At 74.6% G+C, this 11,558-nt stretch carries 10 protein-coding genes; 5 read left to right on the top strand and 5 right to left on the bottom strand.

Annotation, left to right across the window (positions count from 1 at the left end):
* Positions 1-172 precede the first annotated feature (172 nt).
* Both ACIQVI_RS26420 and ACIQVI_RS26425 read right to left on the bottom strand, forming a co-directional pair.
* The gene (locus ACIQVI_RS26420) at positions 173-1,009 is read right to left on the bottom strand and encodes a siderophore-interacting protein (protein ID WP_403600155.1); all 837 of its coding nucleotides are present in this window, start codon (positions 1,007-1,009) and stop codon (positions 173-175) included.
* A gap of 63 nt (positions 1,010-1,072) precedes the next feature.
* Positions 1,073-1,978 carry a 5'-3' exonuclease H3TH domain-containing protein gene (locus tag ACIQVI_RS26425; protein ID WP_403600569.1) on the bottom strand — a complete coding sequence of 302 codons (906 nt, stop codon included), beginning with the start codon at positions 1,976-1,978 and terminating at the stop codon, positions 1,073-1,075.
* Positions 1,979-2,246: 268 nt separating this feature from the next.
* On the opposite strand from ACIQVI_RS26425, the gene ACIQVI_RS26430 reads away from it, so the two are divergent.
* The 4 genes from ACIQVI_RS26430 to ACIQVI_RS26445 all read left to right on the top strand — a co-directional run bounded on the left by ACIQVI_RS26430 (position 2,247) and on the right by ACIQVI_RS26445 (position 6,775).
* On the top strand, positions 2,247-3,521 hold the full coding sequence (locus tag ACIQVI_RS26430) for a glycine betaine/L-proline ABC transporter ATP-binding protein (RefSeq protein WP_403600158.1): 1,275 nt from the start codon (positions 2,247-2,249) through the stop codon (positions 3,519-3,521).
* Positions 3,514-5,301 carry an ABC transporter permease/substrate binding protein gene (locus ACIQVI_RS26435; protein WP_403600161.1) on the top strand — a complete coding sequence of 596 codons (1,788 nt, stop codon included), beginning with the start codon at positions 3,514-3,516 and terminating at the stop codon, positions 5,299-5,301. Before ACIQVI_RS26430 ends, ACIQVI_RS26435 begins: the two co-directional genes overlap by 8 nt.
* A gap of 173 nt (positions 5,302-5,474) precedes the next feature.
* Complete coding sequence (locus tag ACIQVI_RS26440) at positions 5,475-6,026, top strand: cupin domain-containing protein (protein WP_351974025.1); 552 nt, start codon at positions 5,475-5,477, stop codon at positions 6,024-6,026.
* Entirely contained in the window at positions 6,023-6,775 is a 753-nt protein-coding gene (locus tag ACIQVI_RS26445) for a helical backbone metal receptor (RefSeq protein ID WP_403600164.1), read from the top strand. Before ACIQVI_RS26440 ends, ACIQVI_RS26445 begins: the two co-directional genes overlap by 4 nt.
* Here the strand turns inward: ACIQVI_RS26445 and ACIQVI_RS26450 are convergent.
* Positions 6,702-7,871 carry a TDT family transporter gene (locus ACIQVI_RS26450; protein WP_403600167.1) on the bottom strand — a complete coding sequence of 390 codons (1,170 nt, stop codon included), beginning with the start codon at positions 7,869-7,871 and terminating at the stop codon, positions 6,702-6,704. The two genes, ACIQVI_RS26445 and ACIQVI_RS26450, sit on opposite strands and share 74 nt — an antisense overlap.
* Positions 7,872-8,220: 349 nt before the next feature.
* Here ACIQVI_RS26450 and ACIQVI_RS26455 point away from each other — a divergent pair, with 349 nt between their 5' ends.
* On the top strand, positions 8,221-9,171 hold the full coding sequence (locus ACIQVI_RS26455) for a LysR family transcriptional regulator (RefSeq protein ID WP_403600170.1): 951 nt from the start codon (positions 8,221-8,223) through the stop codon (positions 9,169-9,171).
* Here the strand turns inward: ACIQVI_RS26455 and ACIQVI_RS26460 are convergent, their stop codons facing one another.
* Together ACIQVI_RS26460 and ACIQVI_RS26465 are read right to left on the bottom strand one after the other, a co-directional pair.
* The gene (locus tag ACIQVI_RS26460) at positions 9,172-10,800 is read right to left on the bottom strand and encodes an amidohydrolase (RefSeq protein WP_403600173.1); all 1,629 of its coding nucleotides are present in this window, start codon (positions 10,798-10,800) and stop codon (positions 9,172-9,174) included.
* A 102-nt stretch (positions 10,801-10,902) separates the two neighbouring features.
* A complete protein-coding gene (locus ACIQVI_RS26465; protein WP_351973354.1) occupies positions 10,903-11,553 on the bottom strand; it encodes a TetR family transcriptional regulator in 651 nt (216 codons plus the stop codon).
* Positions 11,554-11,558: the final 5 nt, after the last annotated feature.

The raw sequence follows: 11,558 nt of genomic DNA on the forward strand, positions 1-11,558 counted from the left end.
GGGCCCGACAGGGGTACGCCGTGCTCACCAGCTCACCAGGCCGGCGAGCTCGTGGGCCCCGTCGGTCCGGCAGGCCGGGGCTTACTGGGCGGCCAGCAGCCAACAGCCAACAGTGCACACACCAACGGGGGTGGCAGGCCCTTCGCCCCGCCACCCCCGCCCAGCGGCCCGCTCAGCTCTCCTGTTCGCGTTCCACCTGGTCGTTCCACTCGCGCTTGATCGCGCGCCAGGCCTCGTCCGACTTGCCCAGGCGCCAGTAGCCCGAGATCGACAGGCGCTCGCGCGGCACCTCGCGGTCCAGGCGCAGGTGGCGGCGGAGCTCCTTCACGAAGCCCGCCTCGCCGTGGACGAAGGCGTGGACGTCGCCCGCCGGGAAGTCCAGCGCCCGCACCGCCTCGACCAGCGCCTCGCCCACCGGGCGGTCGCCCCGGTGGAGCCACGTGACGTCGATGCCCGCCGCCGTCTCCAGCTTCTGCTCCTCCGCCGCGTCCGCGATCTCCACGAAGGCGTGCGCCCGCGCCCCGGCGGGCAGCCGCTCCAGGGCCGCCGCGATCGCCGGAAGCGCGCTCTCGTCGCCCGCGAGCAGGTGCCAGTCCGCCGCCTCGTCCGGCGCGTAGCCGCCGCCGGGGCCGAGGAACCGCACCGTGTCGCCCGCCTCGGCGCGCGCCGCCCACGGGCCCGCGAGGCCCTCGTCGCCGTGGACCACGAAGTCGATGGTCAGCTCGCGCCGCTCCGGGTCCCAGGCCCGTACCGTGTACGTCCGGGTCGTCGGCCACTGCTCCCGGGGGAACTCCTCCCGGATCCGCTCCATGTCGAACGGCTCCGGGTAGGTGACGCCGCCGGGCGCGAAGAGCAGCTTCACATAGTGGTCGGTGTACTCGCCGGCGTCGAAGCCGTCGAGCCCCGCACCGCCCAGGACGAGCCGCACCATGTGCGGAGTGATCCGCTCCGTGTGCACCACGCGCGCTTCGGTGGCCTTCGGTGACCTGCGGGCCGGCTGCTCTGCCACGACGTGCTCCCTGACTCTGCGTACTTAGGTCTGCCTAAGTTAACATCCCGCGGCCCGTCCGGGTCAGCGTTCCAGGACCGGCAGCAGCCGCCCCACGGCCCCGGTGAGGCCCCACCGCTTCACCAGCGCGTCCAGAGCCGCCGGGTCGCGGGGCCCCGACGGCAGGGCCGGGTCGAACTCCGGCAGCGGTACGTCGGAGGCGACCCGCACCACCGTCGGCGCCACATCCAGGTACGCGGCCGCCTCCACGATCCCGCGCCGCTTGGCCGGGGTCAGCTTCGACGCCGGGTCCTCCGCCGCCGCCCGCACCCCCGCCAGGTCCCCGTACTCCGTGATCAGCTGCGCCGCCGTCTTCTCGCCGATGCCCTTCACGCCCGGCAGCCCGTCGCTGGCGTCCCCGCGCAGCGCGGCGAAGTCCGCGTACTGGTCGGGGCGCACCCCGTACTTCGTGAGGATCAGCTCCCCGTCCACCAGGTCGCAGTCGCCGACGCCCTTGCGCGGGTACAGCACCCGCACCTCCCGCGCGTCGTCCACCAGCTGGAACAGGTCCCGGTCGCCCGTGACGATGTCCACCGGACCGGTCGCCCGGCCCGCCAGGGTCCCGATCACGTCGTCCGCCTCGTACCCCGCCGCCCCGATCCGTGCGATGCCGAGCGCCGCCAGGACCTCCTCGATCACCGGCACCTGCGGGGACAGGGTGTCCGGGACCTCCTCCTCGTCCGGGCCCGTCTCCGTCTCCGCGGCCACCCGGTGCGCCTTGTACGACGGGATCAGGTCCACCCGCCACTGCGGCCGCCAGTCCTCGTCCCAGCAGGCCACCAGCTCGTCCGGGCGGTGGTCCTGGACGAGCCGGCCGATGAAGTCGAGCAGCCCGCGCACGGCGTTCACCGGGGTGCCGTCGGGGGCCCGGACGGAGTCCGGCACGCCGAAGTACGCGCGGAAGTAGAGGCTGGCGGTGTCGAGGAGCATCAAACGTCGCGTCACCCGGCCGATCTTAGGACGCGGTGCGCCGCCGGACCGCCGGAACCCGTCCCCCCGTCCCGCCCTTTCGTGACCCGCGTCACCTTTGCGTTTGCGACCTTCGGCCCCGGGCATGTGCGTGCCCGGAGTGAACCCCGGTACGGAATTCAACGAAAAGATCCCGTGCGCGACGGGGCGCGGACCGATCCCGCCCGCTCCACGGTCCGGCCTCGCGGGGGTGGCGGGGCCGTTCTTCGTTGCTACCCGTGAGGTGTATGTGTCCAGGCTCCAGGCCGACCACCTGTACAAGGTGTTCGGCAGACGACCCGACGAAGCCGTCCGCAGGCTGGTGGACGGCGCGGACCGCGAGGAGCTGCGCGCCGAGGGGACGACAGCAGCCGTCGTGGACGCCGGCTTCGTCGTCGAGCCCGGCCAGATCTTCGTCGTGATGGGCCTGTCCGGTTCCGGCAAGTCCACCCTCCTGCGGATGCTCAACGGCCTGCTCGAACCCACCGCGGGCCGGGTCCTCTTCGACGGCGACGACCTCACCGCGCTCTCCCCCCGCGACCTGCGCGCGGTCCGCTCCCGCCGGATCAGCATGGTCTTCCAGCACTTCGCGCTCTTCCCGCACCGGAACGTCCTGGAGAACGCCGCCTACGGCCTGGAGGTCCAGGGCGTGCCCCGCGCCGAGCGCGAGACCCGCGCCGCCGAGGCCCTCGAACTGTGCGGCCTCGCCGGCTGGGAGAAGTCCTGGCCCGACGAGCTCTCCGGCGGGATGCAGCAGCGCGTCGGCCTCGCCCGCGCGCTCGCCACCGACGCCGACCTGCTCCTCATGGACGAGTCGTTCAGCGCGCTCGACCCGCTGATCCGCCGCGACATGCAGGACCAGCTCCTCGTCCTCCAGAAGCAGTTGAAGAAGACCATCGTCTTCATCACCCACGACCTCAACGAGGCCATGCGCCTCGGCGACCGGATCGCCGTCATGCGCGACGGCAGGATCGTCCAGCTCGGCACCGCCGAGGACATCCTCGTCCGCCCCGCCGACGACTACGTGGCCTCCTTCATCCAGGACGTCGACCGCTCCCGGGTGCTCACCGCCTCCGCCGTCATGGCGGCGGGTGCCCCCGCGCCCGAGTGCCCCGACGGCTGCGCCTGCCGACCCGTCGGGCCCGACACCCTCGTCGCGGACCTGTGCGCCGTCGCCGCCGGGGCCCCGCACCCCGTGGCCGTGGAGGACACCGACGGCACCGTCCTCGGCGTCGTGTCCCCGGAGCGCCTCCTCGGCGTGATGGGCGGCCTCGGTACGCACGACGCCGCCGCGCACGACGTCACCACGAAGGGCGTCGAGAACAGGCGCGCCGCCACCAAGGGCCCCGCCACCAAGGGCCCCGCCACCAAGGGCTCCGCCGCCGAAGGCCCCGCCCCCAAGGGCCCCGGCGCGAAGAAGACCGACGCGGACGCGAACGCAACGGACGACGCCGTCGCGAAGGGCGGCGACGATGCCGAGAACGTCCCCGCGAAGAACGGACGGGAGGTGACCGCCGGTGCCTAGGCTTCCCCTCGGCCAGTGGGTCGACACCTCCGTCGACTGGCTCCAGGCCCAGTTCTCCTGGCTCTTCGACGCCGTCACCACCGGCGTCACCGGCCTCTACGACGGCATCGACGCCGTCCTGTCCGCGCCGCAGCCGCTGCTGTTCGCCGGCATCCTGGCCGTCGTCGCCTGGTGGCTGCGCGGCTTCGCCGCCGGTCTCCTCGCCTTCGCGGGCTTCGCGCTCGTCGACTCCGTCCAGCTGTGGGACGAGGCCATGGCGACGCTCTCCCTCGTCCTCGTCGCCACCCTGGTCACCCTGGTGATCGCCGTGCCGCTCGGCATCTGGGCGGCCCGTTCGAAGACCGTCAGCGCCGTCATGCGGCCGGTCCTCGACTTCATGCAGACCATGCCCGCCATGGTCTACCTGATCCCCGGCATCATCTTCTTCGGCGTCGGCGTGGTCCCCGGCATCATCGCCACCATCGTCTTCGCGCTGCCCCCGGGCGTCCGGATGACCGAGCTCGGCATCCGCCAGGTCGACGGCGAACTCGTCGAGGCCGCCGAGGCGTTCGGCACCACCCCGCGCAACACCCTGCTGCGCGTGCAGCTGCCGCTCGCCCTCCCGACCATCATGGCGGGCGTCAACCAGGTCATCATGCTCGGCCTGTCCATGGTCGTCATCGCCGGCATGGTCGGCGGCGGCGGGCTCGGCGGCGCCGTCTACCGCGCCATCGGCAACGTCGACATCGGCCTCGGCTTCGAGGCCGGCGTCTCCATCGTCGTCCTCGCCATGTACCTCGACCGGATGACCGGCGCCCTCGGCCGCCAGGTCTCCCCGCTGGGCCGCCGCGCCGCCGCCAAGGCGCGCGCCGCCACCGCCAAGCGCCCCGGCGCCAAGCTCTGGGGCCACCGGCCGCAGCCCGTCACCGCCCTCGTCGGCGTCGTCGTCCTCGCCCTCGTGGCGGGCGGTACCGGCTTCCTCGGCACCGGCTCCGGAACCACCGGCGGCAACGGCAAGAAGGTCAGCATCGGCTACATCCCCTGGGACGAGGGCATCGCCTCCACGTACCTGTGGAAGGAGCTCCTGGAGCGGCGCGGCTACGAGGTCGACACCAAGCAGCTGGAGGCCGGCGCGCTCTACACCGGCCTGGCCGGCGGGCAGCTCGACTTCCAGACCGACGCCTGGCTGCCCGTGACCCACGCCCAGTACTGGGAGAAGTACAAGAACGAGCTGGAGGACCTCGGCTCCTGGTACGGCCCCACGTCCCTGGAGCTCTCCGTCCCCTCGTACGTCAAGGGCGTCGACTCCCTCGCCGACCTCAAGGGCAAGGCCGGGCAGTTCAAGGGCCGGATCGTCGGCATCGAGCCCAGCGCCGGAATGATGGGCATCCTCAAGGACAAGGTCCTCAAGGAGTACGGCCTGGAGGGCGAGTACCAGGTCGTCGACGGCTCCACCCCCGGAATGCTCGCCGAGCTGAAGCGCGCGTACGAGCGCAAGGAGCCCATCGCCGTGACCCTCTGGTCCCCGCACTGGGCCTACTCCGCGCACGACCTGAAGAAGCTCGACGATCCCAAGGGGAGCTGGGGCAAGGGCGACGGCGTCCACACCCTCGCCCGCAAGGGTTTCACCGGGGAGAACCCCGAGGTCGGCGCCTGGCTGAAGGACTTCGAGCTGACCGAGAAGCAGCTCACGGACCTGGAAGCCGTCATCCAGGAGACCGGCAAGGGCAAGGAGCAGCAGGCCGTCCGCACCTGGCTCGACCGGAACCCCGGCCTCGCGGAGAAGCTCACCCCGCGGTAGCCATACGACGGGACCGGAACGGTTCCTGTCCGAAAAGAGGTGGTCGCCGAACGTGTTCGGCGACCACCCCTTTTCCGCACGACGCGAAACCCCGCCCCAAAGCTGCGTAAGGTTCAGGTAACCGACCGGTACGAGGATCGCGACGGGCACGAGGCGCGAGGGAGGGAGCCGACATGGACGAGAAGGAATCACCCCGCGTGGGCGCGGCCGTCAAGAGGCGCCGCAGAGCGCTCCAGCTCACCCTGGCCGTCGTCGCCTCCCGCAGCGGCCTCTCCGTGCCCTTCCTCAGCCAGGTCGAGAACGACCGGGCCCGCCCCAGCCGCCGCTCCCTCGAACTCGTCGCCGGGGCCCTGGAGACCACGGCCGGCGAGCTCCTCGCCGTCGCCGAGGCCTCCCGGACCGTCGACGTCGTACGGTCCGGGGAGAGCACCCCCGGCCTGCCCGAGGGTGTCCGGTCCCTGGTCCGGGGCCGCCACCAGCTGCACGCCCTGGAGTTCACCGGCGAGCAGGACGCGGGCCGCGAGTTCCAGCACCGCAACGACGAACTGCTCTACGTGGCCGACGGCGCCGCCGAGGTCGAGGCCGAAGGCCGCGCCTACCGGCTCGACCGGGGGGACACCCTCTACCTCTCCGGCGGGGTGCGGCACCGCTGGCGCGCCACCGAGCCCGGCACCCGGCTCCTGGTCGTGGCGGTCGGGGAGCACGTGGAGGCGGAGGAGGAGTGAGGGACCGGGGCACCTCCGCGGGGCCGCGGGTCGTCTCGCTCGTGCCCTCCCTCACCGAGGCCGTCGCCGTCACGCTGCCCGGCGCCCTCGTCGGCGCCACCGACTGGTGCGTCCGCCCCGCCGGGCTCGAGGTCGTCCGGATCGGCGGCACCAAGAACCCCGACGTCCCCGCGATCGCCGCGCTCCGCCCCGACCTCGTCCTCGCCAACGAGGAGGAGAACCGCGTCCCCGACCTCGACGCCCTGCGGGCCGCCGGGCTCGACGTCCTCGTCACCGAGGTCCGCACCCTCGACCAGGGGCTGCGCGAGCTGGAGCGGACCCTCGCCGCCTGCGGCGCGCCCCGCCGCCCCCGCTGGCTGGCGGAGGCCGGGGAGGCCTGGGCGGCGGTCGAGCCGCTGCGCCCCGGGGCGCCGCTCACCGCCGTCGTGCCGATCTGGCGCCGCCCCTGGATGGTCCTGGGCCGCGACACCTTCGCCGGGGACCTGCTCGCCCGCCTCGGCGTCCGCAACGCGTACGCGGGTCACCCCGAGCGCTACCCCCGCCTTCCGCTCGACGAACTCCGGGCCGCCGCCACCGACCTGGTCGTCCTGCCCGACGAGCCCTACCGCTTCACGCGCGACGACGGCCCCGAGGCCTTCCCCGGGACCGCCGCCGCCCTCGTCGACGGGCGGATGCTCACCTGGTACGGGCCGTCGCTGGCCGAGGCCCCGGCGGCGCTGTCCCGGGCCCTGCGAGCAGCGCGCCGCTGACGAGCCCGCGCAGGGTGCGGGCCCCGGCCAGCAGCCAGGCCGCCACGAGAAGCGCGTACAGGCCGACGGCGAGCCACCGGAAGACGGCCAGGCCGGTGTGCGCCGCGAGCCCCTCGGCGCCGGTCACGCACGTCCCGACCGGGAAGGTGAAGGCCCAGAAGGTCATCGCGAAGCCCATGCCCCGGCGCCGCGCCCGCAGCACCATCGCGCCGGCGAGCGCCAGCCACAGCAGCGCGAAGCCCATGACGGGCACCCCGTAGAGGACGGCGAAGGCGGCGAAGCCGTGCGCGTACGGCGCGGGCAGCACGCCCGGGGCCGCGTCGGCGAACTTGTTCGCGGCGGTCGTCGACTGGCCGAGGGGGCCGAGGACCAGGAAGAGGGTGGGGGTGAGCGCGAGCGGCGGCGGACCGGCGGTGACGAGCCGCCCGAAGACCAGGGGCAGCATGACCAGGGTGGCGAGCAGGCTGACGCCGAACAGCGCGTGACAGGCGATCAGGAGCGTCTGCTGCGCCTGCCCGGCGGGCAGGTGGGGGACGAGCAGCGGCCCGAGGGCGGCGGAGACCATGGGGGCGACGACCGGCAGCAGCCACACCGGGGACGCGCCCTCGATCCGGTGGTGCGCCACCATGAGGTACGGGACGGCCACGGCCGCCGCCAGGCCGATCAGCGTCCCCGCGCCGAACAGGACGGCGTCGAGGGCGACGGCCGCCGGGAGCCCGGTCCAGTCCCGGCCCACGACGAGGGTCCCGCCGCCGACCGCGAGCAGCGCCATCGAGAGGCAGCCGTAGAACGGGGCCACGGCCGGGTCCATGAGGTGGGCGCGGGCCCGGTCGCGGTGGTGGATCCAGTGCAGCGCGCGGGCCGCGAGCAGCACGAGCAGCATCGCGAGCGACAGGGCCCAGACCGCCGCGCAGACCGTACGGAGACCGGGCACGCGCACCGGGAGGCCGGCGCCCGCGGTGGCGACGATCGCCGTGCCCATCACGGAGGCGTACCAGTTCGGCCCGAGGTGACGGACGCCCCGGAACCGTGGTCCCGGCCGGGCGACGGTCGGGACCGGGAGGGGAGCCGTGCGGAGAGGTGCGACGCTTGCCATACCCCCACCGTCGCCCCCTTCCCCCGCCCGGACCAGGGATCATGCGGCTATGACGTCATAAGCTGGCTTTATGACCAGGGGAACACGGGGCGGCGACGCCCACGAGAACGGGGACGGGGCGGACACGTCTCCGACACCCGGGCGCGCTCCGGCACCCGGCGCGGGGCCTGCGCCCGGAGGCGTCTCCGCGTCCGACGGTGGTCCTGCGGCCAAGCGCGGCCGGGCGCCCGGCGTGGGCCCGGTGGCCGGGAGGGGCCCGAGGGTCGGTGGCGATCCGGTGGCCGGGGACGGGCCCGTGTCCGGCAAGGGCTCCGCGGCCGGGAGAGGTCCGACGTCCGGTGGCGGTCCGGTGTCCGGCAGTGGCCCCGCGCCCGACGCCGCGGGCGCCCGTCCCCATCTCTCCCACCGTGTTCCCGATCTCGGTGCGCTCGAGTTGTTGCTCGCCGTCGCGCGGCACGGGAGTCTCGGGGCCGCCGCCCGGGAGGTCGGGATCACGCAGCCCGCCGCGAGCAGCCGGATCCGGTCCATGGAGCGGCAGCTGGGGATGGCCCTGGTCGACCGTTCGCCGCGCGGCTCGCGGCTCACCGACGCGGGCGCCCTCGTCACGGACTGGGCGCGGCGGATCGTGGAGGCGGCGGAGGCCTTCGACGCCGGGGCGCAGGCCCTGCGCGGCCGGCGCGACTCGCGGCTGCGGGTGGCCGCGTCCATGACGATCGCCGAGTACCTGCTGCCGGGTTGGCTGATCGCCCTGCGCGCCGAGCGCCCCGACACCGCCGTGTCGCTCCAGGCCGGGAACTCCGCGACCGTCGCGGAACGCCTCTTCGCGGGCGACGCGGACGTCGGCTTCGTCGAGGGCCTCGCCGTGCCGGACGGCCTCGACGGCGTGGTCGTCGCCCACGACCGCCTCGCGATCGTCGCCGCCCCCTCGCACCCCTGGGCCCGCCGCCGCGCCCCGCTGGACCCGGCCGAGCTGGCCGCGACCCCGCTGGTGCTGCGCGAGCGCGGCTCGGGCACCCGCCAGGTCCTCGACGCGGCCCTCTCCGCCCACGGCGGCCTCGCGCGGCCGCTCCTCGAACTCGCCTCCACGACCGCGGTGAAGGCCGCCGCCGTCAGCGGCGCCGGCCCGGCCGTCCTCAGCGAACTCGCGATCACCGAGGAACTGGCCTCCCGCCGCCTGGTCGCCGTCCCCGTCGCGGGCGTGCCGCTGCGCCGGGACCTGCGGGCCGTCTGGCCCGCGGGGCACCGCCCCACGGGCCCGGCCCGCGACCTGCTCTCCCTGACCCGCGACCGGCCCCGCTGATCAGACGCTCGCCGCCCGGTGGGTGATCCGGCCGTCGAGGACCGTCAGCAGGACCGGCAGGTCCATCAGCTCGGTCGCGGCCGTGGTCAGCGGGTCGCCGCCGAAGACCGCCAGGTCGGCCCGGTGGCCGAGGGCGATCCGGCCCGCCTCGTGCTCCTCGCCCGCCGCGTACGCCGGAGCCGTCGTCAGGCCCCGCAGCGCCTCCAGCGGCGTCAGCGCCTGCTCGGGCCCGTGCGGCGCCTGCCCGAGGTCGCGGCTCGGCCGCCGGTGCCGGGCCCCCGCCATCACGCCCAGCGGCGGGAACGGCGCGATCGGCCAGTCCGAGCCGAGGACCACGGCCGCCCCGGAGTCCACCAGGTCCCGGCAGCGCCACGCGCGCGAGGCGCGCTCCTCGCCGAGCCGCCGCGACCAGTTGTCGGTGTGGTCGGCGCGGGTGAAGTCGCAGCAGTGGGTGGGCTGCATGGAGGCGAGGACCCCCAGCTCGGCGAAGCGGCGCAGGGTGTCGTCGGGGACGGTCTCGATGTGCTCGACCCGGTGCCGCACCTCGCCGCCGCCCGAGGCGCGCGCCTTCTCGACGGAGTCGAGGACGTGCCGTACGGCCGCGTCCCCGATGGCGTGCGTCGCGGTGGGCACGCCCGCCCGGTGCAGCGCGCCGACGATCCTCGTGTACGCCTCCGGATCCGGCCAGAACGCGTGCGTGGACTCGCCGTGACAGTCGGGCCGCTCCAGCCACGCGGTGCCGTTGTCGATGGTCCCGTCCATGAAGAGCTTCACGCCGGCGACCCGCCACAGGGCCCCGCCGGTGCCCTGCCGCTCGATCAGGGCCCGTACACCGTCCACGTCGGTCCCGGGCTGGCACCAGGGCGCCACCCGCAGTCGCAGCGCCAGCTCGCCGGCCGCGTCCAGCTCCCCGTACAGGGAGAGGCTGTCGCCGTTGGCGTCCATGGCGTGCCCGCCGGTCAGCCCCGCGGCGGCCATGGCGCGCAGCGCGGCCGCGAGCCGCTCCCGGCTCTCCTCGCGCGTCGGCTTCGGCGCGACCCGCTCGACCAGCTCGCACGCGGCGTCCTCCTGGAGGAGGCCGGTCGGGCGCCCGTCGGCGTCGCAGACGACCTCGGCGGAGGCCTGGTCGAAGGTGCGGGGGCCGTCGACCCCGGCGAGTTCGAGGGCCCGGCGGCTGGCGAGGGCCGAGTGGGCGTCGAAGAGCAGCAGGAAGGCGGGCACCCCGTCGAGGACGGAGTCGAAGGGGGCGGTGCCGAGGGGGCGGCCACCGAAGACGTTCGGGTCGAGGCCCCAGCCGAACAGCCACGCCCCGCGCTCCAGGGTCCGCACCTCGCGGGCGAGGGCCTCCCGGACGTCGTCGAGGTCGGCGCAGTACGACAGGTCGAGGCCGTGCGTCAGCTCGGCGCCGCTGACCGGGTGCACGTGCCCGTCGACGAGGCCGGGGGTGACGACGGCCCCCTTGAGGTCGATCACGGTGGTCGCCGGCCCGGCGAGCGCGCGGATCTCGCGGTCGTCGCCCAGGGCCGCGATCCGGCCCTCCTCGGAGACGGCGAGCGCGGTCTCCGGCAGGAACGCCCCCGTACCGGGGTCGAGCAGACGGGCGGAGAGCAGAACGAGACGGGTGCGCACGGTGGCTCCAGGGGTGCGGGACGATTCTTCGGCGGTACGAGTACGAGTACGGGGACGGGGGCGGGGGCGGGGGACGGGCCGCGTGGAGGCGCGGCCGGTGGATCAGTCCGGCACCCCCGGCAGCTCCGTCTCCGTCAGCGTCCCCGCCGCCAGGCCGAGTCCGCGTTCCGCCGTGGTGACGGCCATGCGGGTCACGGCCTCCGGACGGTTCCCCCGGTCGGTGTTGGCGTGGGCGCCGAGGCCGTCGAGGACCACCAGGATCTGGATGGCCGTCGTGCGCGGGTCGTCCGTGCGGAACTCGCCCCGCTCGACGCCCTCGCGGATGAGCCCTTCGAGGCGGTCGTCGGAGGCGCGCTCCTGCACGGCGACCCGGTCGCGCAGGACGGGCCGGTAGCGGCTGAGGTGCCGGGCGTTGATCCACAGCCGGCTGATGTCGTCGTACGCCTCTCCGGACGAGAGCGCGAAGTAGCGCGCGAGGTACTGCACGGGCGTGCCGTGCGGCCGCTCGGCGGGCAGCAGGGAGTCGAGCTCGCCGGTGGAGGCCACGGCGAACGCCTCGGCCACCAGCTCCTCCGCCGAGGGGAAGTAGTGGCTGATCAGACCCGGTCGTACAGCCAGCTCCTCGGCGATCCGCCGCAGGGTGACGCACTCCAGGCCCTCGGTCAGGGCGACCCGGGCCGCGGTCTCCACGATCTCGGCCCGCCGGGCTTCCGGAGTTTTCCGAACGCGTTTGCGCTCGACGCTTGACGACATACCGG

This window comes from Streptomyces sp. NPDC098101 (genome assembly GCF_044760185.1).
Taxonomy (GTDB): domain Bacteria; phylum Actinomycetota; class Actinomycetes; order Streptomycetales; family Streptomycetaceae; genus Streptomyces.